Below are 26,299 nucleotides of genomic sequence, written 5' to 3'. Positions count from 1 at the left end.
GCCCATGAGCGATGCACTCTGGCAACGCCAGCTTACTCAGGGCCTGGCTGAACTGAACCTGGAACTGGATAACGCCAGCCAGCAGCAGCTGCTGGCGTTTCTGGCGCTACTGAACAAGTGGAACCGGGCCTACAATCTGACGGCTGTGCGGGAACCCGGGCAGATGGTATCGCGCCAGTTACTGGACAGTCTGAGCATACTGCCGTTCGTGACTGCGGATCATTTGCTGGATGTGGGTGCTGGTGGGGGCTTGCCGGGCATTCCCCTGGCTATCGCCCTGCCCGGCAAGCGCTTTACCCTGCTGGACAGCAACAGCAAGAAGACCCGTTTTCTGACCCAGTGCGTGCTGGAGCTGGGACTGAGAAACGTGGAAGTGATTCACGGCCGTGCGGAAACCTGTAATCCTGCCGTCCGGTACCAGCAGATCAGCAGCCGGGCGTTCACCGCGCTGGAGAACCTGGTGGCCTGGTGCGGGCATCTGCTCGCGGATGAGGGCGAGTTCCTTGCCATGAAAGGTCAGTTTCCGGATGATGAGGTGGCTGCCCTGCCAGCGGGGTGGCAGATAACGTCCCGGCACTCGTTATCGGTGCCCGGCTCGGACGGGGAACGGCATCTGCTGGTGATCGGGCGGGATTCCGGCCCTCAGAAATTCAGGACAGGAGGCTAGTCATGGCGCGTGTGATTGCAGTGACCAATCAGAAAGGCGGTGTGGGTAAAACCACCACCTGCGTGAACCTGGCTGCTTCCCTGGCTGCAACCAAACGCCGGGTATTGCTGGTGGATATGGACCCCCAGGGCAATGCCACCATGGGCAGCGGTGTGGACAAGAATGACCTCAAGCGCTCCGGTTATGACATGCTCACCAAGCGGGCAACCGCCGCCGAGGTGATCTTCCGGGCCGAAGCCTCCGGTTTCGACATCCTGCCCGCCAATGGCGATCTGACCGCTGCCGAAGTTGAGCTGATGAATGAGATCGGCCGCGAACACCGCCTGCGCCTGGCGCTGAACAAGGTGCGGGAAAACTACGACTACATCCTTATCGACTGCCCGCCGTCCCTGAGCCTGCTGACGGTCAATGCCCTGTCTGCGGCGGACACCGTGCTCATCCCCATGCAGTGCGAATATTACGCACTGGAGGGTCTGGCGGCGCTGATGAACACCGTTGAACAGATCCAGGAAACGGTGAATCCGGACCTGCAGGTGGAAGGCATCCTGCGTACCATGTATGACCCCCGCAACAGCCTGACCCTGGATGTCTCCGGCCAGCTCACCGAGTTTTTCGGCGACAAGGTCTACAAGGCGGTGATTCCACGGAATGTACGGCTGGCAGAAGCGCCCAGCTACGGCATGCCCGCGCTCAAATACGATCGGGCCTCCAAAGGCGCCATTGCCTACCTGGCCCTGGCCGGAGAAATGGTCCGCCGTCACGGTTCGCAAAAGACATCCGCGGCCGTTGCCGTGTAAACTACCCCCTCCTTTGCACTCAGAATTTTCATCGGGAAGAATGACAAACACCATGGCGGCGAAGAAACGAGGACTGGGTGAGCGCGGACTGGGCGCTCTGTTGCAGGGCTCCAGGGTCAATCTGGACCAGGAACTGAAGGATCACGATGGTGAGCTCCGGGAAGTTCCGATCGATCTGATCCAGCGTGGCCGGTTCCAGCCCCGCCGGGATATGGATCCGGCGGCCCTCCAGGAGCTGGCGGATTCCATCCGTCAGCAGGGTGTGATGCAGCCGGTGGTTGTTCGACCCATCGCAGAGGGCCGCTTCGAGCTGATCGCCGGTGAGCGCCGCTGGCGTGCCACCCAGATGGCCGAGCTGGACCGGATTCCTGCCATCATCCGTGATGTTCCGGATGATGCCGCCATTGCCATGGCGCTGATCGAGAATATCCAGCGCGAAAACCTCAACCCGATCGAAGAAGCGTTCGCGCTGCAACGGCTGCAGGATGAATTCGGCCTCACCCAGGCCCAGGTTGCAGAAGCCGTGGGCAAGAGCCGGACCACCATCACCAACCTGCTGCGGCTGATCAGCCTGTCTGAAGACGTGCGGGTAATGCTTGAGCATGGTGATCTGGAAATGGGCCACGGCCGCGCCATGCTGACTCTGCAGCCGGAGCAGCAGATGCAGGTGGCAAAACAGGTGGTGGCCAAATCCCTGTCTGTTCGCCAGACCGAAGCCCTGGTCAGGCGCGTACAGCAGGAGACTCCGGGCCGCAAGAAAGCCAGAGGTGAACTGGACCCCAATATCCGTGCCCTGCAGGATGACCTGGCAGAGCGGCTCGGTGCCCGGGTATCGATCGACCATGGCCAGCGTGGAAAAGGAAAGCTGGTGATAGAATACACCTCACTGGACGAGTTGGATGGTATCCTGGGCCACATCAAGTAGAGTCATTGGTCGATAGTGCGAAAGTACTGCTCCGGCCCGAAAACACCATATGTCGTGATGTAAAATGTTGAAAAGCACAACTTGTGTGATATTGATGGCATCTGCCGTGAAAACTGGTTATTTTTCCATCAAATTTTCCCGTCGGTTCTGTTGAACACCCATCGGTTAACACATATAATTTCGCGCGCTTGCATAAACTCCGGACAGGGTGGCTGACAGGAAGCAGGTTTCACGTACGCAGGTACTTTTTTCAGGCTGGTTCCATGTCCCCGACCAGAAAGCGTATAAACCGGTTGCCATTCCTGCAGTGGCTGGCAATCGAAACCGGGCTCATCGTTGTTCTGAGCCTTGTCTGGTTTACAGAAAGTCGTTTGGCCGGTTATTCCGCTTTTGTCGGCGGTCTTATTTTTGTCATACCAAACGCATACTTTGCTCACCGGATGTACCGGTTTGAGGGCGCACAGCACGCGCACCTTGTGGTGGGCAACATGTTCAGGGCCGAAACCATCAAGCTGGCCCTGACTGCCGTCTTTTTTGCGGCCGTTTTCATCTTAATGGAGCCTGTACATGTGCCGGCTCTGTTATTCACTTTTGCTGTGATGGTTGCGTTGGGCCCGCTTCTGCGTTGGTTCATCCGGCCAAAACCACAGCGATGACTGGACGAGAGCAGTATGGCAGCTGATACCCCAGTAGAGTATATAAAGCACCACCTTACCAACCTGACCTATGGCAAGTTGCCGGAAGGTTATGAGCGCGCCGATGGCACCGTCGTGCAGGAAGCAACCTGGACCATGGCCCGCACCGGCCAGGAAGCCGCGGATATGGGCTTCATGGCAATCCACGTTGACACCATGGGCTGGTCCATCGCCATGGGCGTGCTTTTCCTCGGCCTGTTCCGGATGGTGGCAAAGAAGGCCACGACGGATACGCCCAGCGGTCTGCAGAACTTCGTCGAAATGACGGTCGAGTTCATACAGAATATCGTGCGGGATGTCTTCCACGGCAAGAATCCGATCATTGCTCCCCTTGCCCTGACCATGTTCGTCTGGATCTTCCTGATGAACAGCCTGAAGCTGATCCCGGTGGACTACATACCGTCCGTCGCCCACGCAATGGGGCTGGAATACTTCAAGATCGTGCCCACAACCGATCCCAACGGTACCTTCGGCATCGCAATCGGCGTGTTCCTGCTGATTCTTTTCTACAGCTTCAAGGTCAAAGGCCCGGGCGGTTTTGCCAAGGAGCTGTCCTTCACACCGTTCAATCACTGGTCACTGGTGCCGTTCAACCTGGTGCTCGAGCTGCTGGCGCTGATTATCAAGCCGGTCAGTCTGGCACTGCGTCTGTTCGGTAATATGTATGCCGGTGAGGTCGTATTCATCCTGATTGCACTGTTACCATTGTGGATTCAATGGACGCTGAACGTGCCCTGGGCCATCTTCCACATTCTGGTAGTAACCCTGCAGGCCTTTATCTTTACAACGCTGGCTGTGGTTTACCTCAGCGCCGCGCACGAAGATCACTGATACCCGAAAATAAACCCTTAACTATCTGAGAAAACTGAGGAGTCTTCAATGGAAATGGTATTTATTGCAGCAGCACTGATCATCGGACTGGGCGCCCTGGGCGCTGGTATTGGTTTCGGTCTGCTCGGCGGCAAGCTGCTTGAGTCCACTGCCCGTCAGCCAGAGCTTGGCAACCAGCTGCAAACCAAGGCCTTCATCATGGCAGGTCTTCTGGACGCCGTTCCCATGATTGGCGTTGGTATCGCGATGTACCTGATCTTCGTTGTAGCTGGTTAATCAGCCGAAAGAGCCAGGGGCCGCTCTCGTCATTGAGGCCGGTCCCCGCTCTACGGACACCGGGACGCAACGAATAGCAAGAGGTACACTGCCGTGAATATAAACCTTACGTTAATAGGGCAAACGATTGCCTTCGCTATTTTCGTCTGGTTCTGCGTCAAATATGTATGGCCACCGATTACCGAGGCCATGAGTGCGCGCCAGAAGAAAATTGCCGACGGCCTCTCTGCCGCAGATCGGGCTTCCCTCGATCTGGAACTTGCGCAGGAAAAAGCCTCCAAGGAACTGCAGAAAGCGAAAGAAGAATCTGCAGCCCTGATCGACCAGGCTAACAAGCGTGCCGCCCAGATCGTTGAGGCCTCCAAGGATGATGCTCGCAAAGAAGGCGAGAAAATCATTGAACAGGCCCGGGCGGAAATTCAACAGGAGCGTGTTCAGGCTCGTGATGCACTGAGGGCAGAAGTGGCAGCCATTGCCATTGCCGGTGCCGAGAAGATCCTGGAAAGCTCTGTCGACGCCAAAGCTCACAGCGAGATGCTGGACAAGCTGGCCGCAGAACTCTAAGCGAGGGTCATCATGGCAGAACTGACTACGTTAGCCCGACCCTACGCGAAAGCCGTTTTTGATGCTGCGCAGGACCAGAACGCCATTGATCTGTGGGATCAGGCTCTGGCTTTCGCCGCTCAGGTTGCGGCCAACGAACAGGTGAAGGTCATCCTGGCCAAACCGGGCCTGGCTGAACAACGCAAGGCGGAGCTTCTCGCTGACTGTTTTGAAGAGCAGCTTCCCGAGGCGCTCAGCAACTTCCTGTCAATTCTTGCTGAAAACAATCGTCTTGCCCTGCTGCCAGCCATATCTCAGCTGTTCAGCCTCTACCGAGCTGATCTTGAGCGCACGGTGAAGATGCAGGTGAGCACAGCGTTCGAAATGACAGCTGAGCAGCAGCAGAAATTGATCGACGCCCTGTCCAGGAAACTGGAGCGCAAGGTCGAACTTGAATCCTCGGTTGATCAGTCGCTGATCGGCGGGGTGGTTATACGCACGGGCGACCTGGTTATTGACGCTTCGGTTCGTGGCAAGTTGGCAAAAATGGCCAACGCCGTGGGCTCCTGATTTCAGCACAAGGTTTGAGGACAAAGGCATGCAGCAACTGAATCCATCCGAGATCAGTGACATCATCAAGAAGAGAATCGAAAAGCTCGATATCTCTTCAGAAGCAAAAAACGAAGGTACCATCCTCTCCGTTTCCGACGGTATCGTGCGGATTCATGGTCTGGCCGACGTTATGTACGGCGAGATGATTGAATTCACCAACGGCATTTACGGTATGGCACTGAACCTGGAGCGTGACTCCGTTGGTGCAGTGGTACTGGGTGACTACGAAGATCTGGCCGAAGGTCAGAAAGTTCGTTGCACCGGCCGTATCCTGGAAGTCCCGGTTGGTCCGGAACTGCTGGGCCGCGTTGTTGACGGTCTGGGTAACCCGATCGACGGCAAGGGTGAGCTGGGCAATACACTGACCGCACCGGTCGAGAAAGTCGCTCCAGGTGTAATCGCCCGTCAATCCGTTGATGAGCCGGTTCAGACTGGTCTTAAAGCGATTGACACCATGGTGCCGATCGGCCGTGGCCAGCGTGAGCTGATCATCGGTGACCGCCAGATTGGTAAGACCGCCGTTGCGATTGACGCGATCATCAATCAGAAGAACACTGGTATCAAGTGTATCTACGTGGCCGTTGGCCAGAAGCAGTCTTCCATTGCAGGCGTGGTCCGCAAGCTGGAAGAGCATGGCGCCATGGACCACACCATTGTGGTTGCTGCCGGCGCTGCCGATCCTGCAGCGATGCAGTTCCTGGCTCCGTATTCAGGCACGTCCATGGGTGAGTACTTCCGTGACCGTGGTGAAGACGCGCTGATCATCTATGATGATTTGTCCAAGCAGGCTGTGGCCTACCGCCAGATTTCCCTGCTGCTTCGCCGTCCGCCGGGCCGTGAAGCCTATCCGGGCGACGTATTCTACCTGCACTCCCGCCTGCTGGAGCGCGCTTCCCGCGTCAACGCAGACTACGTGGAAGAGTTCACCAACGGTGAAGTGAAAGGCAAGACCGGTTCCCTGACGGCGCTGCCGATCATCGAGACACAGGCCGGTGACGTATCTGCATTCGTACCGACCAACGTGATTTCCATCACCGATGGTCAGATCTTCCTGGAAACCAACCTGTTCAACTCCGGTATCCGTCCGGCGATGAACGCCGGTATCTCCGTATCCCGGGTTGGTGGTTCCGCCCAGACCAAGATCATGAAGAAGCTCGGCGGTAATATCCGTCTGGCCCTCGCCCAGTACCGTGAATTGGCGGCATTCGCCCAGTTCGCATCGGACCTGGACGAAGCCACCCGGAACCAGCTCGAGCATGGTCAGCGCGTAACCGAGCTGATGAAGCAGAACCAGTACAGCCCCATGACCGTTGCGGAAATGGGTACCGTGCTGTTCGCAGCTAACGAAGGCTTCCTGGATGATGTCGAAGTCAACAACGTCGTTAAATTCGAGGCGCAACTGCTTGACTGGATGCGTGCCGAACAGAAAGACGTGCTCGACAAGATCGGTGAAGAAGGCAAGTACGATGATGACGTTGCCGCGAGCCTGAAAGCTGCTCTGGAGAAATTCAAGACCACTCAAAGCTGGTAAACCCGGGGGGTCCGCTACGGCGGGCCCGTTGGTCCACATGAGTGTCTAACTTGAAAAGGCAGTGACTTATGGCCGTCGGAAAAGAAATACGTAATCAGATCGGTAGCATCAAGAGCACGCAGAAGATCACCAGCGCCATGGAAATGGTGGCTGCGAGTAAAATGCGTAAGGCTCAGGAGCGCATGAAGGCCACACGGCCCTATGCGGAAAAGATGCGCCAGGCAATCGGACATATTGCCAAATCCAACAAGGATTACGTGCATCCCTTCATGAAGGAGCGTGACGTCAAGCGTGTCGGTTACATCGTGGTGTCCTCTGACCGGGGCCTCTGTGGTGGTCTGAATACCAATGCGTTCAAGCTGCTCGTTCGTGAAATGCGTGCATGGAAAGAAAAAGGTGTAGAGACCGATATCTGCGCCATTGGGCAGAAAGGCGCCTCGTTCTTCCGCAGTTATGGTGGAAACGTGGTTGCAGCGCTGACTCACATCGGTGATGCCCCGAGTGCAGAGAAGCTGATTGGTAACGTCAAGGTCATGCTCGACTCGTTTGAAGAAGGCAGGATTGATCGCCTTTATGTCATCTACAACGAGTTCGTGAACACCATGACCCAGACGCCTCTGGCAGAGCAGCTTCTGCCCCTGCCGGAAGGCGACGATGAGGAAATCGGTCACCAGTGGGATTACATCTACGAGCCTGATTCCCGCCCCATCCTCGATGGGTTGCTACCACGTTATATCGAATCCCAGGTGTATCAGGGAGTGGTAGAGAATCTGGCCTGCGAACAGGCTGCGCGGATGATTGCCATGAAGAGCGCGACAGATAACGCTGGCGAAATCATCAACGAACTGCAGCTGGCGTACAACAAGGCCCGTCAGGCAGCCATTACGCAAGAAATTTCGGAGATTGTGAGCGGCGCGGCTTCGGTCTGATCCGGCACAATCCTACTGGTTTTATTGACTATCAAGATAACGAGGAACCGAGCATGAGTAGCGGACATATCGTTCAGATCATAGGCGCGGTTATCGACGTGGAATTTCCACGTGACTCCGTTCCGGGCGTTTACGACGCACTGCTGCTTGAAGGTGGTGAGACAACTCTGGAAGTCCAGCAGCAGCTGGGCGACGGCATTGTACGTACCATCGCCATGGGCAGCACCGAAGGCCTCAAGCGTGGCCTGAAAGCAGACAATACCGGCAAGCCGATTTCAGTACCCGTGGGTACCCAGACTCTGGGTCGTATCATGGACGTACTGGGCCGTCCCATCGACGAACAGGGCGATATCGGCGAGGAAGAGCGCTGGGCGATTCACCGTAAGGCCCCCAGCTACGCGGATCAGGCAGCATCTGCCGACCTGCTGGAAACAGGCATCAAGGTTATCGACCTGATCTGCCCGTTCGCCAAGGGTGGTAAGGTTGGCCTGTTCGGCGGCGCCGGTGTTGGCAAGACCGTTAACATGATGGAACTGATCAACAACATCGCCAAAGAGCACTCCGGTCTGTCCGTATTCGCCGGTGTAGGTGAGCGTACCCGTGAGGGTAACGACTTCTACTATGAAATGAAGGAGTCAAACGTTCTGGACAAGGTTGCGATGGTATACGGGCAGATGAACGAGCCTCCCGGAAACCGTCTGCGTGTTGCCCTGACCGGCCTGACCATGGCCGAGAAGTTCCGGGACGAAGGCCGTGACGTACTGTTGTTCGTTGACAACATCTACCGTTACACCCTGGCCGGTACCGAGGTATCTGCACTGCTGGGCCGTATGCCATCCGCGGTAGGTTACCAGCCCACACTGGCCCAGGAAATGGGTGAGCTGCAGGAGCGTATCACCTCCACCAAGACCGGTTCCATCACGTCCATCCAGGCGGTCTACGTACCGGCGGACGACCTGACTGACCCGTCTCCGGCGACCACCTTCTCGCACCTGGACGCCACCGTTGTACTGAGCCGTGATATCGCTTCCAAGGGTATTTATCCTGCGATCGATCCCCTCGACTCCACTTCCCGCCAGCTGGACCCGCTGGTGATTGGTGAGCAGCACTATAACGTGGCCCGTGGTGTACAGAACGTTCTTCAGCGTTACAAGGAACTGAAAGACATCATCGCCATCCTGGGTATGGACGAGCTGTCGGAAGAAGACAAGCTGACCGTATCCCGTGCCCGTAAGATCGAGCGTTTCCTGTCCCAGCCGTTCCACGTTGCCGAGGTATTTACCGGTTCTCCGGGTAAGTATGTGTCTCTGAAAGAGACCATCGCCAGCTTTGAAGGTATCCTGAACGGTGATTACGACGATATGCCTGAGCAGGCTTTCTACATGTGCGGTGGCATTGAGGAAGTGATTGAGAAGGCGAAGGCAATGAAAGAGAAGGAAGCCAAGAAGTAATACTTCCTTCGCTTTCAGACCCAAGAGGCATCAGAAATGGCTATGACAGTACATTGTGACGTCGTAAGTGCCGAGGAAAAGATCTACTCCGGGCTGGTAGAGATGCTTATCGCTACCGGTACCGAGGGTGAAATGGGTATCCAGTACGGCCATGCTCCGTTACTGACCGAGCTCAAGCCCGGGTCGGTAAGGATCATCAAGCAGGACGGGAAAGAGGAAATTCTGTACGTTTCAGGTGGCTACCTGGAAGTGCAGCCCAACCTCGTGACCCTGATGGCTGACACGGCTATCCGCGCCAAGGATGTGGACGAAGCCGCGGCGCTGGAAGCCCAGAAAGAAGCTGAAAAGGCACTGGCAAACAAGACAGGCGAGTTTGAATACTCCCGTGCCGCAGCCGAGCTGGCAGAAGCTGCCGCCCAGCTGCGCACTATTCAGAAACTGCGCAAGAACGTTCGCTAGCCTCCGGTTACTCCCGGGCCTGCGATCAGTCAGTTGTTCGCCTGACAAGAGCCGCATCCTGAAACGGATGACCCGCCGGAATCTTTCCGGAGTGTCATTTGCCAGGGACGCGGCTTTTTTTGTTCAATACATCGAAACTCGCCACCAGTCCGGAGCGTGGTACACCTATGACATCCCTGCACGTTGTAATTCTGGCCGCCGGCCAGGGCTCCCGCATGAAATCCGCCCTGCCCAAAGTGCTGCACCGCATTGCCGGCAAACCCATGCTTCACCATGTGATGGATACCGCCCGTAAGCTCGGGGCGGCCGGTATTCACGGTGTGATCGGGCATGGTGCCGATGACGTCAAAGCGGTTACACCGGCCACGGATGTGCAATGGGCGATACAGGAACAGCAGCTGGGTACCGGTCATGCCGTGGCACAGGCCCTGCCAGCTTTGCCAGACGATGCCCGGGTTCTGATTCTTTACGGCGATGTACCTTTGACCCGCCCGGAAACCCTGGAAGCACTCGTCGCCCAGGTAAGTGAGGACTCACTGGGGCTTTTGACGGTGACCCTGGATAATCCGGATGGTTATGGCCGTATTCTCCGCGATGAGTCCGGCAAGGTCACGGCGATCGTGGAGCAGAAAGATGCCAGCGATGAGCAGAAAGCCGTCAAAGAGGTGAATACCGGCATTCTTGCGGTTTCGGCCCTTCATCTTAAGGACTGGCTGCCCCGGTTATCCAACAGCAATGCCCAGGGTGAATATTACCTTACCGATATCATTGCCATGGCAGCGGCCAACGGTGTGGCCATTTCCGTGGCCCAGCCGGCCAACGAATACGAGGTCCAGGGAGTCAATAACCGCCTGCAGCTGGCAGAGCTGGAGCGGTGGTACCAGCGCCAGGAAGCCAATCGCCTGATGACCGAGGGTGCCACGCTGGCAGATCCGTCCAGGGTCGATGTGCGGGGCAACCTGTCCGTGGGCCAGGACGTACTGATCGACGTCAATGTGGTCTTTGAAGGCGAGGTTTCCCTGGCCAGCAATGTCAGCATTGGTCCCAACTGCGTGATCCGCGATGCCACCATTGGACCGGGAACCCGCGTCGAAGCGAACTCTGTGATTGACGGAGCCCTGATCGGCAGCGGCGCGCAAATCGGTCCGTTCGCGCGCCTGCGGCCCGGCACCAGGCTGGCTGACCGCACCAAGGTGGGTAACTTTGTGGAAACCAAGAAGGCCGAGGTGGGCGAGGGTAGCAAGATCAATCACCTCAGTTATGTGGGCGATGCCCTGCTGGGGCGTAACGTGAATGTGGGTGCAGGAACCATTACGTGCAATTATGATGGGGTGAACAAGCATAAAACGGTATTGGGCGACGGCGTTTTTGTGGGCTCCAATACCTCACTGGTGGCGCCGGTATCGCTGGCAGACAATGTCACCGTTGGTGCAGGCTCCACCATCACCCGTAATGTGGAAGCGGGCGAGCTGGCTGTGGCCCGCGGCCGCCAGCGTAATATCAACAACTGGGAACGCCCGGTTAAGAAAGACTGACTCGGAAGCTCCAAAGGGCTTTGGTACATTCAGAACAGGTGACAGGTTTATGTGTGGAATTGTAGGTGCAGTATCGGAAAGGGACGTTCAGGGCATTTTGCTGGAAGGACTGCGCCGCCTGGAGTACCGGGGCTATGATTCCGCCGGTATGGCTGTGATCGACAGCAACCATTGCATTAACCGGGCACGGGAAGTAGGCAAGGTTGCGGCACTGGCCGATGTCATCAGTGGCGAAGGCCTGACCGGAACTTCCGGTATTGCCCATACCCGCTGGGCTACGCACGGTGAACCCTCTCAGGTTAATGCCCACCCCCACATGTCCGGCGACCGCCTGGCCATCGTTCACAATGGCATCATCGAGAATTACCAGGAACTGCGGGACGAGCTGAAAGCCGAGGGTTTTGAATTCACCTCCCAGACCGATACCGAAGTGGTCGCTCACCTGATCGAAAAACAGTATCGCCTCAACAACAAACTCTACCAGGCCGTCAGTTCCGCGATCGAACACCTGCGTGGCGCCTTTGCCCTGGCGGTGATCCATGCCGACGAACCGGACCACATGGTGGTGTGCCGGGAGGGAAGCCCGCTGGTGGTGGGTGTGGGTATTGGCGAGAACTTTATCGCCTCCGACCAGCTGGCGTTGCTCCCTGTCACTGATCGGTTCATGTTCCTGGAAGAGGGCGACATTGCCGATATCCGCCGTGACCGCATCGAGATACATGACCGGGACAAGCAACCGGTGGAACGTGAGATCACCCGCTTCGAGCACGCCTCGGATGCGGCCGAAAAAGGCGAATATCGCCACTTCATGCTCAAGGAAATCCATGAGCAGCCACGTGTGATCCAGGCCACCACCGAAGGCCGGATTACTACCACCCGGGTTCTGGAGCAGGCCCTGGGTACCCAGGCCGGCAACCTGCTGGAGAACGTGCGCCATGTGCAGATCATCGCCTGCGGCACCAGTTACCATGCCGGCATGGTGGCGCGTTACTGGATCGAAGACCTGGCAGGCGTGCCCTGCTCCGTGGAAGTAGCCTCCGAGTTCCGCTACCGCAAACACGTTATTCAGCCGGACACCCTGTTCCTGTGCATCTCCCAGTCAGGGGAAACCGCCGATACCCTGGCGGCTCTGCGCCAGGCCAAGAAAGCCGGCTTCCGGGCCGCCATGGCCATTTGCAATGTGCCTGGCAGTTCCCTGGTGCGGGAATCCGATCTGGTCATCATGACCCAGGCCGGCCCCGAAATAGGCGTTGCCTCCACCAAGGCGTTCACCACCCAACTGACCGCGCTGCTGATCTTCACCCTGGCACTGGCCCGGCATAATGGTCTTGAAGAGGCCCGGGAAACCGAGATCGTTGAAGCCATCCGCCTTATTCCCGGGCAGGTGGATCAGGTGCTGGCACTGGACGGTGAAATTGCCGAACTGTCGAAATCGTTCATGGATAAATTCCACAGCCTTTTCCTGGGCCGTGGTGCCATGTTCCCGGTGGCGCTTGAAGGTGCGCTGAAGCTCAAGGAGATCTCCTATATCCACGCCGAAGCCTATCCCGCCGGGGAACTCAAGCACGGCCCGCTGGCTCTGGTGGACGGAGACATGCCAGTGGTCACGGTAGCACCCAATAACGATCTGCTGGAGAAACTGAAATCCAACCTGGAGGAAGTGCGTGCCCGTGGTGGCGAGTTGTTCGTATTTGCCGACAAGGCAGCGAACGTGAAGCCACAGGAGGGTATACACGTCATGCAGCTGCCGTCGGTACACCCGATTACCTCGCCCATTGTCTACACCGTGCCACTTCAGCTGTTGTCGTACCATGTGGCGGTGCTGAAGGGTACCGATGTGGACCAGCCCCGCAACCTGGCAAAAAGTGTGACGGTGGAGTAGCGAAGATTAAGGCCAAGGGACTGGATCAGTCCTGGCCTAACAGTTGCCATTTACTGTTCTGCAAAGCAAACTGACACTATTAGTAGACTCAACGTTCAAGCGGGAGAGACCGAGACGCACTCGGCGCCGAAGGAGCAACTGCCCCGGAAACTCTCAGGCAAAAGGACCGCTGGCGTGAATACTTTCCGAAGAGTTGTCGACGACTGCGTCGGTCGGCACACCGAAGGAGCAAGCGGCCGCTTTCTGTTAAGCGGTGCGTGAATCTCTCAGGTCCAGTGACGGAAGGGGTGCTTCCTGCCAGCGTGCGCAGGGAGGAAACCCTTGACGCCCCTGGAGATTACTATGAAGCGTATTGCAGTTATTGGCGGTGGTATTACCGGTATTACCACGGCGTATTCACTGGCCAAGCGTGGTCTGGATGTCACCGTCTATGAGAAGCACCGTTACGCGGCGATGGAAACTTCCTTCGCCAACGGTGGCCAGCTGTCGGCCTCCAATGCCGAGGTCTGGAACAACTGGCAGACGGTGATCAAGGGCATGAAGTGGATGTTCCGCAGCGATGCGCCGCTGCTGGTCAATCCCAGGCCCTCCTGGCACAAGCTGAGCTGGTTCGCCGAGTTCATTGCCGCCATTCCCCAGTACGAGACGAACACCACGGAGACGGCCCGGCTGGCCATTGCGGCCCGTGACTTCCTGTTTGCATGGGCGAAGGAAGAAGGGATCGACTTTGACCTCAAGAAGCAGGGCATCCTCCATATCTATCGCGACAAGGCCGGATTCGACCACGCTGCCAGGGTATCGAAACTGCTGGCCGCCGGCGGCCTTGACCGGCGCCCGGTCACACCCGCAGAAATGCGGGACATCGAACCCACCCTGGCGGGCACCTATTACGGTGGCTTTTTTACCGACAGTGATTCCACTGGTGATATCCACAAGTTCACCAACGGCCTGGCGGATGCCATCGAGCGTCTTGGGGTCAAAACCTGCTACGGGCATTCGGTGACCGAACTGAGTGCGGATCAGTCCCATGCCTGGGTAACCTCCGAGGAAGACGGAGAGCAAACCCGTGACACCTTTGATGGCGTGGTGATCTGTGCCGGCGTTGGCAGCCGTGAACTGGCAGCCAAACTCGGTGACCGGGTCAACATCTATCCGGTCAAAGGCTATTCCATTACCGTCCAGCTGGATGACCAGGCCTCCCGGGAATCCGCGCCCACCGTCAGCCTGCTGGACGATGCCACCAAGATTGTCACCAGCCGCCTGGGCGACGACCGTTTCCGGGTGGCGGGCACCGCCGAATTCAGCGGCTTTAACCGGGATATCCGGGATGACCGGATCAAGCCTCTCACCCGCTGGGTGGAACAGTGCTTCCCGGGGGTATGTACCCGCCGCGTGGTGCCCTGGGCAGGCTTGCGCCCGATGCTGCCGAATATGATGCCCCGCGTTGGCCCCGGTCGCCTGCCGACGGTGTTCTACAATACCGGCCACGGCCACCTGGGTTGGACCCTGTCGGCGATCACGGCGGAGATGTTGTCCGATGCGGTTGAGGCATCGTCGTCGGGCGTCACGGTGAGCGTTGGTCGCTAGTTCTCCCGAGAATGCTGTTTTCTTGTCGTGGCGCAAGAAAATAGAGTCGCTGCGGGCTCTGTTTTTTTGTAATATTACGAAACTTTTTTGGGGGTGATCGTCCGATCACTCTTCCTTGTCGCGCGTAAGACCAAATAGTCAACTACCCGGTACCTTCGATGGATTATCGGGTACGCAAATATCAAGGAAGATATGGGCCGATTGCCACATCATGTCATTCGCCCGTTTACTCAGAAGAATCCTGCAATGCCTACGACTGTTCTCTCCGGCTTTACCCACAATTTTCTGGGTAACGCACCTGCCTGGTACAAACAGGTCATCATTCTTTTCCTGATTGCCAACCCGCTGATTGTGTGGACCCTGGGCCCGGCTGTGGCCGGGTGGGTTCTGGTGGGTGAATTCATCTTTACCCTGGCCATGGCGCTGAAGTGCTATCCCCTGCTGCCCGGTGGCTTGCTGGCCATCGAGGCCCTGCTGGTGGGTATGACCACGGCAGATGCGGTTTACCACGAAGTGCTGGTGAACTTCCCGGTCATTCTGCTGCTGATGTTCATGGTGGCCGGCATCTACTTCATGAAGGAGTTGTTGCTGGTGACGTTCACCCAGATACTGGTAGGGGTGCGTTCCAAATCGGCGCTGTCGCTGCTGTTCTGCGCCGCAGCAGCATTGTTGTCGGCTTTCCTGGACGCGCTGACGGTTACCGCAGTGATCATCAGTGTTGCCGTGGGTTTTTATTCGGTGTACCACAAGGTGGCGTCCGGCAAGGGTTATCACCACAAGGATCACAACGCCAACAGCGACGAACACGTCATCGAATTACACCGGGAAGATCTGGACAAGTTTCGCGCGTTTCTGCGCAGCCTGCTGATGCACGGCGCTATCGGCACCGCCCTGGGTGGGGTTGCCACCATGGTGGGGGAGCCCCAGAACCTGCTGATTGCGAAGGTGGTGGGCTGGGATTTTGCCGAGTTCTTCCTGAGGATGGCTCCGGTGAGCCTGCCGGTGCTGGCCGCCGGCCTGACCACCTGCTGGCTTCTGGAGAAGCTGCGCTGGTTCGGTTATGGTGCCCGCCTGCCGAAACCGGTTCGCCAGGTACTGGAAGAGTTTGCGGACAACGAGCGCACCAAACGCACCAAGGCCGACCAGGCTGCGTTGTGGGTACAGGCATTCGCGGCGCTGGTGCTGGTCGTCGGCCTGGCCTTCCACCTTGCAGAAGTCGGGCTGATCGGCCTGTTGGTGATCATCCTGATCACGTCGTTTACCGGAGTGACCGACGAGCACCAGATCGGCAAGGCGTTCCAGGAGTCCCTGCCTTTCACGTCTTTGCTGGTGGTATTCTTCGCCATCGTGGCGGTAATCCACGAACAGCACCTGTTCAAACCCATCATTGATTTTGTTCTCAGCCTGCCGCAGGACCAGCAACCGGGCATGTTCTTTATTGCCAACGGCTTGCTGTCGATGATCAGTGACAACGTGTTCGTGGCAACAATCTATATCAGCGAGATCAAACAGGCCCTGGATGCGGGCAGTATCGACTCCGAGCATTTCCAGGAGCTGGCTGTCGCCATCAATACCGGCACCAACCTGCCCAGCGTTGCTACCCCCAATGGCCAGGCCGCGTTCCTGTTCCTGCTGACGTCCGCCATCGCGCCGCTGGTGCGTCTGTCCTACGGGCGGATGGTGGTCATGGCATTTCCCTATACCATCGTGATGGGCGCTGTGGGCCTGTTCAGCGTTATCAACCTGGTGTAGAACCGGTAGCCGTTCTCGCTGCCGGAAACTGCCGACAGCCAGGCAGTGCATTCCTGTGCAGGTCTGTTACTCTTTTAAGGAATTCTTTAAAAGTATCGGCCACCGGCAGCGATGATAATAAAAGCCAGCGCTCTGAACAGGTTGTACAGTTTAGTTCGGCATTGCGGGCAGTCAGGGTCTGCCCGCTCCCTGGCTCTTTTCCTGATTCTATTCCTGTCTCTTGCCGGCCCCTCGCAGGCCCAGCCAATCCGTGACACCCTCAAGGTAGGTTATGTGGATGTGCCTCCGCTGGCATACCAGGCTGAAAATGGTCGTGCGGAAGGCGTTTTTATTGATCTGACCCGTCGCGTAGCGGAGGAAGCCGGCTACGATCTGGATTTCCGTTTTCTGCCGGTAAGCCGCGCCTATTTTTACCTGCGTACAGGCGGAATCGATATCTGGCCCGGTGTTACCGATGTGCCGGCCCTTGAAGATGAAGTGCTGGAGAGCTATGTCAGCCCGCTGCCCTTCCAGCTCAGCGCCTGGGGCATGAAAGACGCGCCGCCGGTTCAGCACTTCAATGACCTCAAGAACAAAACCCTGATACTGATTGCCGGGTACACCTATGGCGGGTTGGCTGAACGCCTGGAGCGTACCCCGGGCATCAGGGTGACCGAAGCGCCCAATCACCAGGCTGCGGTGGCAATGCTGAACCGGGGGCGGGGGGACTATCTGCTGGATTATCAGGATCCGGTAAAGGCCGTCCTGGAGGAGTTTCCGGTCCAGGGTATACGTGAGTACCCGGTGCGCACCCGGAATGCGGCCTGGATATTCTCACTGGCTAATCCCCGAAGCAGCGATCTGCGTGAGGAATTTGATGATGCCTATCTCCGGCTTGCGGAACGGGGCGAGGTTCCCCGGCCCAGGACCTTGAGCAAGGGATTCCTGCTTCCCGGCCTGGCGGATCTTCCCTAGGGCCTGATCAACTCGATATCGCCATACCAGGCCCTGGCAGACTCCCCGGTGTTATCGGAATCCGACATGATGGCAACACCGGCCAGCCGGGGTGGGTTGCGGCCGAAGGCTTCCCGGTAATCGGCAACAATGTCCCGCTCCACAGTGACCCACTCCCCGGCGCTGTCTGCGCCTGAATTCACCGCTATCATCATCGTGTTGTCAGTAAACGGATTGGCCACGATCTCATCAACGGGCAACCGGTTGGCCCAGATATAGTTCAGGGCGTTGCCCGGCAGTTCTTCCCCGAAAACCACGGCCACGGTCTTGCGTTTGGCCCGCTCGAAGAAACCGGCCTGTTCAGGCTCGAATTCGAAGGCGACATAGATCCGGGCAGGGTAGTCATCACCTTCTTTTTTTCGGGCATTGCCCTGGTCATATACATTGGACACCTTCCAGCGCCAGCGCAGGATCAGCGAGTCCCCGGGTTCCACGGATACCCGCGCAATAAGCCCGGAGGCACTGTTTTCCGTGGTTGCCTCCACCACCTGCTCGCCATTGTCATCCACCAGCTGATACCGGCTGTGACGGTCGATCTTGGGGAATTCCAGCGGCTCCCAGCCATCGTCCAGGGACGCCATGCTGGAAAACGGCCTGATCAGCGAGCGGTCGGTGCCGTTGTCCTGCGCCTGTGCTGCCGCAATGAACAATGCGAGTGCGGCCGCCAGGTAAATCCGTGAGTAGTTCATGGTTGCCTCCGGTGGTTCCGGTTACTGACCGGTAACCAGGGAATTAGTGCCTTGTTGTTGTGGATTCAACTGTATATAGTGTTTATATCCTTGGTTAAGTACCAGATATAGTGATCATAGGTTAATCAATCATTAACCGCCGTCACGGTGGTACCGGGAATCCGGTGAGAATCCGGAACTGACGCGCAGCGGTATTGGGGAACAAGCGTGGCACAAAGACACTGGTCAACGCCGGGAAGTCGCCACGCAAGGCCGAACTGAAAAAGTTCACGCCCCTGAGTCCGAAGACCTGCCAGGGATACAACTGCACCTTCGCGTATAAGGTGAGCAGAGTTGCAGAACCGTAGATCGACCCTGTAGGTCGGATTAGCGAAGCGTAATCCGACACCGGAATCCGATCATGGCCGTGTCTGTCGGATTACGCTTCGCTAATCCGACCTACGTGTGCCGATGCGGACCTGCGGTCTTGCCCGCCGATTCTCTCTGCCTGCGCGAAGGACATGGAAACCACGCGTATTCAGGAGAACCGACATGTCCACCGCTACCCTGGCCGAACCTCGGGCCCCACACCGGGATACCGAGCCAACCGATACCGCCTCCCTTCAGGTTATTAAACGCAATGGAACCCTGGTTGGATTCGATCCCGCCAAAATCAGTGTGGCCGTTACCAAGGCCTTTCTTGCTGTGGAAGGTAATGAAGCCGCCGGCTCTGCCCGCATTCATGATTCCGTGGAACGGGTTACCCACCAGGTGATTCAGGCCATCAGCCGCCGCCTGAAGGCTGGCGGTAAAGTGCACATCGAAGACATCCAGGACCAGGTGGAGCTGGCCCTGATGCGGGCGGAGGAGCAGAAAGTGGCCCGGGCCTATGTGCTGTACCGGGAAGATCATGCCCGCCAGCGTGCCATTGACGAGCCGATGGAAGCCCATCCGCACCTGACGGTGAAGAAGGCGGATGGCAGCATTGCTCCCCTGGACCTGGGCCTGATGAAGCAACAGGTGGAGCAGGCTGCCACCGGGCTCGACGGTATTGATGGTGAATCCCTGGTGGAAGGAGCCCTGCGGAACCTCTACGACGGTATTGCCGAGGAAGAAGTGCTGTCCGCTCTGATCATGACGGCCCGTGGCCGCATCGAGCAGGAGCCGGATTACAGTGCCGTGACGGCGCGGCTGCTGCTGGAACAGCTGCGGCTGGAAACCGCCACGGCCCTGGAACTGCCCCTGGGTCTTTCACTGGCGGAGGTTTATCCACAGGCCCTGAGTGCGTTCATTCACCAGGGAATTCGCCATGATCTGCTGGATGAGGCCATGGCAGCCTATGATCTGGCGCGCCTGGGTGAAGCCCTGCGGCCGGAGCGCGACTTTCAGTTCGGCTTCCTGGGCCTGCAGACCCTCTACGACCGTTACTTCGTGAACTGGAACGGTGACCGCCTGGAACTGCCCCAGGTCTTTTTCATGCGCGTGGCCATGGGCCTGGCCCTGCAGGAGGATGACCCCAACGCCCGGGCCATCGAGTTCTATGATCTGTTGTCGTCGTTCGACTACATGGCATCCACACCCACGTTGTTCAACAGCGGCACACAACATTCCCAGCTTTCATCCTGTTACCTGACAACGGTGCAGGACGACCTGGAAGGGATCTACGGTGCCATCCGCGACAATGCCATGCTATCAAAGTGGGCCGGCGGCCTGGGCAACGACTGGACACCGGTGCGGGCACTGGGTTCCCACATCAAGGGCACCAACGGCAGCAGCCAGGGTGTGGTGCCGTTCCTGAAAGTGGTCAACGACACCGCGGTGGCCGTCAACCAGGGGGGCAAGCGCAAGGGCGCGGTGTGCGCCTACCTGGAGAGCTGGCACCTGGATATCGAGGAATTCCTGGAGCTGCGCAAGAACACCGGTGATGAACGCCGCCGCACCCACGATATGAATACCGCCAACTGGGTGCCGGACCTGCTGATCGAGCGTATGCGCGAGGATAAAGACTGGACGCTGTTCTCCCCCAGCGACGTACCGGACCTCCACGATCTCTACGGCAACGCGTTCCGTGAGCGTTACGAGCATTACGAGGCCCTCGCCGGTCAAGGCAGGATTAAACTGTTCAAAACCATTCCGGCAAAACAGCTCTGGCGCAAGATGCTCACGGTGCTGTTCGAGACCGGGCATCCGTGGATTACTTTCAAGGACCCCTGCAACCTGCGCTCACCCCAGCAGCACCGGGGCGTGGTGCACAGCTCCAACCTGTGTACCGAGATCACCCTGAACACCAGCGCTGACGAAATTGCCGTGTGTAACCTGGGCTCCATCAACCTGGCGGCCCACATCCGCGACGGCGAGCTGGATGTGAAGCATCTGGAGCGCACGGTCAGTACGGCGGTACGCATGCTCGATAACGTTGTGGACATCAACTACTACGCCGTACCCCAGGCCAGAAACTCCAACTTCAAGCACCGTCCGGTGGGCCTGGGCCTGATGGGATTCCAGGATGCGCTGTACCAGCTCAACCTGCCCTATACCAGCCCGGAGGCGGTGGAGTTTGCCGACCTGGCCATGGAACAGATCAGCTACTTTGCCATCCGTGCATCGGCCACCCTGGCGGGCGAGCGCGGTGCCTATGAGACCTATGAAGGTTCACTCTGGCACCAGAGCATCCTGCCTATCGATTCCATCAAGCTGCTGAAGGAAAACCGGCGGGAAGGAGGCCTTAACCTCAACACCAACAGCCGCCTTGACTGGACCCCGGTACGCGAGTTGATTGCAACGAATGGCATGCGCAACAGCAACGTCATGGCCATTGCACCGACGGCAACCATCTCCAACATCGTGGGGGTATCACAGTCCATCGAGCCGGCGTACCAGAACCTGTTCGTGAAATCGAACCTGTCCGGCGAGTTCACCGTGGTGAACCCCTCCCTGGTCCGTGACCTCAAGGCCGAGGGCCTGTGGGATAACGTGATGGTCAATGACCTGAAGTACTTTGATGGCAGCGTGCAACAGATCGACCGCATTCCGAATGAGCTGAAAGCCCGATACGCCACGGCGTTTGAAATCGACCCCCGCTGGCTGGTGGAAGCGGCCGCAAGACGCCAGAAGTGGCTGGATCAGGCCCAGAGCCTGAACCTCTACATGGCCGAACCCAGTGGCAAAAAACTGGATGCCCTGTACCAGCTGGCCTGGGAGCGCGGCCTGAAAACCACCTATTACCTGCGCTCCCTGGGCGCCACCGGCGCCGAGAAAACCGCCCCGGTGGCGGCGCCACAGCCGCAGGTGTGCAGCATCGACGAGCCGGACTGTGAGGCTTGCCAATAACCTGCAGGCCACACCCGTAGGTCGGATTAGCGAAGCGTAATCCGACAGCGGAGGCAGCGGACATCAGCAAATGTCGGATTACGCGTCGCTAATCCGACCTACAAAGCCCATACATCAAAACGAGACAATGCCATGCTCAACTGGGACGACGAACCAACCACCCAAACCAGCCCCGCCAACTCAGAAGGCCCGGCCCCCGTCAACGTCGACGACAAGCGCGTCATCAACGGCGAAACCGACATCAACCAGCTGGCGCCGTTCAAGTACCCCTGGGCCTGGGAGTACTTCATGAACGCCAACAAGAACCACTGGACGCCGCTGGACGTGAACATGGCCCAGGACGTTCACGACTACCACCACCGCCTGTCGGCGCCGGAAAAGCACGTGTATGAGAACGTGCTGGCCTATCTCACCACCTCCGACATCCTGGCCATGCGCAACATCGGCCTGGCAGTGATGGAGAAAATGAGCGCGCCGGAACTGCAGATCTACCAGGCCCGCCAGGTGTACGAGGAAGCCATGCACACCTGGGCCTATCAGCACTGCATCGAAACCCTGAACCTGGACCAGAGTGAAATCTATAACCGCTACCGGGTAGTGCCTGCCATCAACGGCAAGATCCAGATGGCCAACCGCCGGCTCGATGCGGCCATGCGCTCGGACCTGAACCTGCGCAACCGGGATGACCTGCAGGAATTCATCATGTCCTACCTGTTCTTTGCGGCGGTGTTCGAGGGTGCCTGGTTCTACAATGGTTTCAGCCCCATCTTTGCCCTGCAGCGCCGTGGCCTGATGCGGGGTACCGGCGAACAGCTGCAATACATCCTGCGGGACGAGGCCATGCATTTCTCCTTCGGCCTGAAAGTGGTCAACCAGATCCTGGAAGAAGAGAACATCACCCTTGATCCCAAAGCCGTACGGGATATGTGGGACGAGTCCGAAGCCGCCGAAACCGCCTACGCCAACTACATCCTTCGCGATCCGATCCTCGGCTACTCCGCCGACTACCACAGCGAGCAATTCCGCTTCGTAGCCAACCGCAGGGCCAGAACCGTCGGCCTCGAAGAGCCGTTCCCGGGGGCGAAGAACGTGTCGCCCTGGCTGGACGAGCAGGCCACCATGCGCAAGGAGAAGAACTTCTTCGAAACCCGGGTGATCGAATACCAGACCGGTGCCCAGCTGGAATGGTAGCTTTCTCGGCTCGGCGATGTTCGGACTTTGGAAAACGTCAATATACTTTACATCTTCTTGAGGTCGGATTGGATGCCCATTCTCTAACCACTCGTCATTAGATCAAAAATTAACCAAGGGCTCGAAACTTGCCTGACTAAGCACTCTTGAATAGCTCGCTTCCGCAGTGCGGGCTGCCCGGGATCCTGTCCCGATGCGGAGGCCAGCGTGTTTGTCATCAATAAGCTGCTGTCAGCACTGAAAGCACTTCGGCGCCACTGGGTGGTGCTGATGGTGGGGTATGTACTGGTAATAGTGGATCCTTTCGGTGTAGGCACCACCACCAGTAAGGCGGTTACCAACGCTTTCGACCGAATGGTCTCGCCTTTCTACACTCGTGATCTGGAAGAGAGTTCGGCCGATCTCGTCGATGTGATTCTTATTGATGATGCGTCTATCCGAGCACTTTCCGCGGAAGATGTCGGCTACCTGAGGGCGAACGACTGGCCGTTAGCCTACAGCGATCACCTCGTGCTGATTGATGCCCTGCGCAGACGAGGCTACGGGACTGTTCTCCTTGATATCACTTTCTACCGTGTCCGCAATCTTGATGACACCTTCGACGCTCTGGTTGATCGCCTGACCTATTTCCGAGAACAGGTTGGGATGAACGTGATTCTCAGTGCTGGATCAGATCCTGACGACATTGAGGAGTCGATGCTGCCACTGGTGCAGTCGGCTTCCGGGCAGGGCCTGACCGGTTGGGCCAGTCATGGCGATGTTTACCCTCTGAGCCATGAATTTCCGAACGGCAGCCGCATGTCGACCCTGGCATTCGAAGGCTACCAGGCATATTGCCGGCAAACGCAGTGGTCAGGGTGTGATCATGATCTGTCCGGGCCTGAAAACGCTGAGTTCTTGCCAACACTTCCTGGTATGCACCTGAACTGGGGAATGCCCGCTGATCGCATGTCAGGGTCACTGGGTTGTCAGTCGCCTGACCGGAGTTCGGCCTGGCGTGAATCTTTAGCCGTCTTTGGTCGGAACCTGATTGGAAACGAAACGCTTGATGATAATGCCCGAGCCACATGTCCGCCGATTCCTACGGCCACTCTAGGAGATGTTTTGTGTACCGCACCGGACTGTGACTCGTTTTTTAATGACATTGAGCCTGGAAGGCAGAGAATTGCAGTGGTGGGCGTCTCGCTGCCCTCGGCGAGAGACCTGTTCGACCCGCCTATACCCGGCCGTTTGTCCGGTGTTTACCTCCATGCGGAGGCACTGCGCAATTTGCTGCATTACGGTTCGGATTATTTCAGGCCCTTCGGCTTAGAGCTCAACCTTGGGTTTGTCGGGAAACCCCAAGAAACCTTACCCGTCGATGTACTGATGGCCTGGCCTGCACTGCTGATGGTTATGGTGTTTCTGACAAGGCGTGTCCGGAGATGGCGCTGGCAGGTAGAGCGTCCCCTCGAGATTCCTGAGTTGGTGCTGGAAATAGGAGAAATTCTGCTCGCTCTGGTTCTGCTGTCCACGATGTATGCGCTGGCAATCCAGTTCCACCGGACTCCCGGGCCATTGGCGGATCTGATCGGCTTGATACCACTTTTGATCATTGTCGTTCGTAAGGAGCGAAAGGAGATGGAGCATGAAAAAATACTTGCCCGTGCTGAGCCTGTTGTTTGTGTGGAGCAGTCCTATAACAGCCGACTCCCCGCGAATTGAAAAATTCCATGATGAGGAACATGCCCTTGTTACGGCTCCTGATGGTTCGCTGGTGCCGTTAAGCAAGCTTGGCAGCAAGCCCCCATTCGATATTACTGGCATGGAAGGAGGCCAGTACCTCTTTATGGGCCCGAACGAAGAGGAGTACAGGGTTTACGTGCCGGAGGTGGTAACTAACCAAAGCAAGAAACGCGTCATCGTCTGCGATCAGTCGCAGGCTGTCTTCGCAGATGACTATCGCATAGCCAGCGCACGGGGCGTAGATGAGGAGTGTGAGTGATGGCACGTTATCTGTTTCCGGGGCTGATTCTGTTGACTGGCCTGGTGTTGGCCGGCTGCAGCAGTTCCCCCTACGAATCCGAGCAATGGTCCGAAGATACTGAATTGCGTCAAAAGCATCTGGAAGAACTGGTTTCACGGTCGGAAGAGCACTCGGCCACCGGCCGTGATCCGGCAGCCGATGTCATCGCGTTACGAAGCGACAGTGTCGCACCCTTGGTGGCGGCCCCGATTACGGCGGAACTCCAGGCCATTGCCGAAGAACTCTCGCAAACCTGGAGAGGCGAGCCCTGCCAGTGTCAGGTGCGCCTCGGCCCCAGTTTCAGTTTTGGCGGCTTTACCTATCCACATGGCACCATCGTGATCCAGACAGGCACTCTCGAATATCTGGATTCCCGGGATGAACTGGCGGCACTCATCGCCCACGAACTTTCCCACCTTTGGCTGGATCATCACGAAAAAAACAGAATGCAGTCTGCCACAAAAGGCCTGACAGACCTGGCCCAAGCTATTTCCATATTCAGTGATGACGAGGATGCCAAAAAAACGACCATGCGCATGGGCGGGTCAACGGACGCCTTGGTGGCTGCGGCAGGCTTTACCCAGTGGAATCGCAGACAGGAAACGGAAGCCGATTTACTGGCGGCGAAAATACTGGAGAAATCCCGCTATAGCCCAATGGCAATGATTGCCATGCTGACCAAGCTCAAAAAGGGGAGCGATGAGGTACCGGTAGCCGGCAGTGCCTATGAAGAGATGGGGGCCGTAGCCGCCAGAAAAATTAAAAAAGAAGAAATCGAGATCAGTGACAATCAGGTACAGAACTGGCTGAAGTCGGTGTCCAACGACATGGGCGGCCGGGAATACCTTTCCTCGGAAGACCGCCGTCAGATTGTGCGGTCTGTTATCTATGGCCTTGAGGGCGCTACCCTGGCACGGTCTTTCACATCACTCGGGCTTGACCTCAACGTACTGAAGCCGGTGACTTCGTTGAGGGCCCTGAATGAGCTGGAGCCCGCAAGCCCTGCATACGCTGCGCTGGTTGATCGTGCACTGGCACAGGAGCCGGAGAATCTCCACTTGCAACTGATTAAGTTTCGCGGGCTGGTCAGTCGAGGCGACCAGAAAGAAGCCGGACAAATGGCCGTAGCCTTCATTGAGAGCCCAAACCCCACCTTCAGTGTGTTAAGTGAAGCCACGCGATTTCTGGATCAGTACGCGGCAGTCAACGATCAGACACGAAAATCTCTGATGCACAAGGCCGTCACCAGACTGGTTGAACTGGACCTGCCGGATGCTTATGTAGCGGATAAATATTACCTCTCCAGGCGTTACGAGGTGCCCCTGCACGACAAACTGAATGAAAAATTGTGCGTCGCCGGCACCGGAAAAGTAACCGTTCGTGAGAGGTGTGAGTTGGCAAAGCAGGCACTGCAGCGCAACCGCAGTTTTTACCAGATATTGGCAACGTCTGAGCAGTAAAGGTGAGTATCGTTGAGTAAGGCGGAGGATCGACGCTGCGGCTACATTGTGACGAGATGTTGATAAGTGTGGCGCAGTGTTTACCGGTTACGAAACCTCCTTTGGGAAGGAAGTAACGTCCGGACATATGCGCAGCAGTCTGGAAAATTGAACACATGGCGGAATAAATACTTTGCCCAA

The 26,299-nt window shown here is 57.5% G+C and carries 23 protein-coding genes and 2 riboswitches; of the genes, 22 read left to right on the top strand and 1 reads right to left on the bottom strand.

Translation table 11 applies throughout. The features are described 5' to 3' along the window. Positions 1-4: 4 nt before the first annotated feature. From rsmG to HLUCCO03_RS17960, 17 genes are all read left to right on the top strand, one after another. Complete coding sequence (gene rsmG / locus HLUCCO03_RS18040) at positions 5-667, top strand: 16S rRNA (guanine(527)-N(7))-methyltransferase RsmG (protein ID WP_027830235.1); 663 nt, start codon at positions 5-7, stop codon at positions 665-667. A gap of 2 nt (positions 668-669) precedes the next feature. After that, on the top strand, positions 670-1,464 hold the full coding sequence (locus tag HLUCCO03_RS18035) for a ParA family protein (protein WP_027830234.1): 795 nt from the start codon (positions 670-672) through the stop codon (positions 1,462-1,464). Between the two features lie 52 nt (positions 1,465-1,516). After that, positions 1,517-2,389 carry a ParB/RepB/Spo0J family partition protein gene (locus HLUCCO03_RS18030; RefSeq protein WP_027830233.1) on the top strand — a complete coding sequence of 291 codons (873 nt, stop codon included), beginning with the start codon at positions 1,517-1,519 and terminating at the stop codon, positions 2,387-2,389. Between the two features lie 263 nt (positions 2,390-2,652). After that, positions 2,653-3,045 (top strand): ATP synthase subunit I, encoded by a 393-nt coding sequence (locus tag HLUCCO03_RS18025; RefSeq protein WP_027830232.1) that lies wholly within the window; start codon positions 2,653-2,655, stop codon positions 3,043-3,045. 15 nt (positions 3,046-3,060) lie between these two features. Then, the gene (gene atpB, locus HLUCCO03_RS18020) at positions 3,061-3,915 is read left to right on the top strand and encodes a F0F1 ATP synthase subunit A (RefSeq protein ID WP_027830231.1); all 855 of its coding nucleotides are present in this window, start codon (positions 3,061-3,063) and stop codon (positions 3,913-3,915) included. Between the two features lie 48 nt (positions 3,916-3,963). Beyond that, positions 3,964-4,191: a F0F1 ATP synthase subunit C gene (gene atpE, locus HLUCCO03_RS18015; protein ID WP_027830230.1), complete on the top strand. Its 228-nt coding sequence runs from the start codon at positions 3,964-3,966 to the stop codon at positions 4,189-4,191. 93 nt (positions 4,192-4,284) lie between these two features. Then, a complete protein-coding gene (locus HLUCCO03_RS18010) occupies positions 4,285-4,755 on the top strand; it encodes a F0F1 ATP synthase subunit B (protein WP_027830229.1) in 471 nt (156 codons plus the stop codon). 12 nt (positions 4,756-4,767) lie between these two features. Further along, positions 4,768-5,304, top strand: coding sequence for a F0F1 ATP synthase subunit delta (locus HLUCCO03_RS18005; RefSeq protein ID WP_027830228.1), 537 nt, complete (start codon positions 4,768-4,770; stop codon positions 5,302-5,304). Between the two features lie 28 nt (positions 5,305-5,332). Then, entirely contained in the window at positions 5,333-6,877 is a 1,545-nt protein-coding gene (atpA, locus tag HLUCCO03_RS18000; protein WP_027830227.1) for a F0F1 ATP synthase subunit alpha, read from the top strand. A gap of 68 nt (positions 6,878-6,945) precedes the next feature. After that, positions 6,946-7,806: a F0F1 ATP synthase subunit gamma gene (gene atpG / locus HLUCCO03_RS17995; RefSeq protein ID WP_027830226.1), complete on the top strand. Its 861-nt coding sequence runs from the start codon at positions 6,946-6,948 to the stop codon at positions 7,804-7,806. Between the two features lie 53 nt (positions 7,807-7,859). Next, on the top strand, positions 7,860-9,257 hold the full coding sequence (gene atpD, locus HLUCCO03_RS17990; RefSeq protein WP_027830225.1) for a F0F1 ATP synthase subunit beta: 1,398 nt from the start codon (positions 7,860-7,862) through the stop codon (positions 9,255-9,257). 36 nt (positions 9,258-9,293) lie between these two features. Next, a complete protein-coding gene (locus tag HLUCCO03_RS17985) occupies positions 9,294-9,716 on the top strand; it encodes a F0F1 ATP synthase subunit epsilon (RefSeq protein WP_027830224.1) in 423 nt (140 codons plus the stop codon). 167 nt (positions 9,717-9,883) lie between these two features. Beyond that, on the top strand, positions 9,884-11,251 hold the full coding sequence (gene glmU / locus HLUCCO03_RS17980; protein WP_027830223.1) for a bifunctional UDP-N-acetylglucosamine diphosphorylase/glucosamine-1-phosphate N-acetyltransferase GlmU: 1,368 nt from the start codon (positions 9,884-9,886) through the stop codon (positions 11,249-11,251). 49 nt (positions 11,252-11,300) lie between these two features. After that, positions 11,301-13,133, top strand: a complete 1,833-nt coding sequence (gene glmS, locus HLUCCO03_RS17975; RefSeq protein ID WP_027830222.1) for a glutamine--fructose-6-phosphate transaminase (isomerizing) — start codon at positions 11,301-11,303, stop codon at positions 13,131-13,133. Between the two features lie 90 nt (positions 13,134-13,223). After that, positions 13,224-13,312: riboswitch (glycine riboswitch) on the top strand. A gap of 163 nt (positions 13,313-13,475) precedes the next feature. Beyond that, on the top strand, positions 13,476-14,720 hold the full coding sequence (locus tag HLUCCO03_RS17970; protein ID WP_027830221.1) for a D-amino acid dehydrogenase: 1,245 nt from the start codon (positions 13,476-13,478) through the stop codon (positions 14,718-14,720). 246 nt (positions 14,721-14,966) lie between these two features. After that, entirely contained in the window at positions 14,967-16,472 is a 1,506-nt protein-coding gene (nhaB, locus tag HLUCCO03_RS17965) for a sodium/proton antiporter NhaB (RefSeq protein ID WP_027830220.1), read from the top strand. A gap of 141 nt (positions 16,473-16,613) precedes the next feature. Next, the gene (locus HLUCCO03_RS17960; protein WP_051603946.1) at positions 16,614-17,426 is read left to right on the top strand and encodes an ABC transporter substrate-binding protein; all 813 of its coding nucleotides are present in this window, start codon (positions 16,614-16,616) and stop codon (positions 17,424-17,426) included. Here HLUCCO03_RS17960 and HLUCCO03_RS17955 read toward each other — a convergent pair. After that, positions 17,423-18,154, bottom strand: coding sequence for a DUF3047 domain-containing protein (locus HLUCCO03_RS17955; RefSeq protein WP_027830219.1), 732 nt, complete (start codon positions 18,152-18,154; stop codon positions 17,423-17,425). The two genes, HLUCCO03_RS17960 and HLUCCO03_RS17955, sit on opposite strands and share 4 nt — an antisense overlap. Positions 18,155-18,282: 128 nt before the next feature. Further along, positions 18,283-18,466: riboswitch (cobalamin riboswitch) on the top strand. 219 nt (positions 18,467-18,685) lie between these two features. On the opposite strand from HLUCCO03_RS17955, the gene HLUCCO03_RS17950 reads away from it, so the two are divergent. The 5 genes from HLUCCO03_RS17950 to HLUCCO03_RS17930 all read left to right on the top strand — a co-directional run bounded on the left by HLUCCO03_RS17950 (position 18,686) and on the right by HLUCCO03_RS17930 (position 26,119). After that, positions 18,686-21,463 carry a ribonucleoside-diphosphate reductase subunit alpha gene (locus HLUCCO03_RS17950; RefSeq protein WP_027830218.1) on the top strand — a complete coding sequence of 926 codons (2,778 nt, stop codon included), beginning with the start codon at positions 18,686-18,688 and terminating at the stop codon, positions 21,461-21,463. Positions 21,464-21,502: 39 nt separating this feature from the next. Further along, positions 21,503-22,654: a ribonucleotide-diphosphate reductase subunit beta gene (locus tag HLUCCO03_RS17945; protein WP_292016771.1), complete on the top strand. Its 1,152-nt coding sequence runs from the start codon at positions 21,503-21,505 to the stop codon at positions 22,652-22,654. 207 nt (positions 22,655-22,861) lie between these two features. Continuing rightward, on the top strand, positions 22,862-24,358 hold the full coding sequence (locus HLUCCO03_RS17940; RefSeq protein ID WP_027830216.1) for a CHASE2 domain-containing protein: 1,497 nt from the start codon (positions 22,862-22,864) through the stop codon (positions 24,356-24,358). Further along, positions 24,282-24,638 carry a hypothetical protein gene (locus HLUCCO03_RS17935; RefSeq protein WP_155939849.1) on the top strand — a complete coding sequence of 119 codons (357 nt, stop codon included), beginning with the start codon at positions 24,282-24,284 and terminating at the stop codon, positions 24,636-24,638. The genes HLUCCO03_RS17940 and HLUCCO03_RS17935 overlap by 77 nt, the downstream gene beginning before the upstream one ends. Then, the gene (locus tag HLUCCO03_RS17930) at positions 24,638-26,119 is read left to right on the top strand and encodes a M48 family metalloprotease (RefSeq protein ID WP_027830214.1); all 1,482 of its coding nucleotides are present in this window, start codon (positions 24,638-24,640) and stop codon (positions 26,117-26,119) included. Before HLUCCO03_RS17935 ends, HLUCCO03_RS17930 begins: the two co-directional genes overlap by 1 nt. Positions 26,120-26,299: the final 180 nt, after the last annotated feature.

The organism is Marinobacter sp. HL-58, assembly GCF_001314605.1.
In the GTDB taxonomy this organism is placed as follows: Bacteria; Pseudomonadota; Gammaproteobacteria; order Pseudomonadales; family Oleiphilaceae; genus Marinobacter.
Note: the sequence above shows the minus strand (reverse complement) of the source record. Positions and strands in the feature narration are given on the sequence as shown.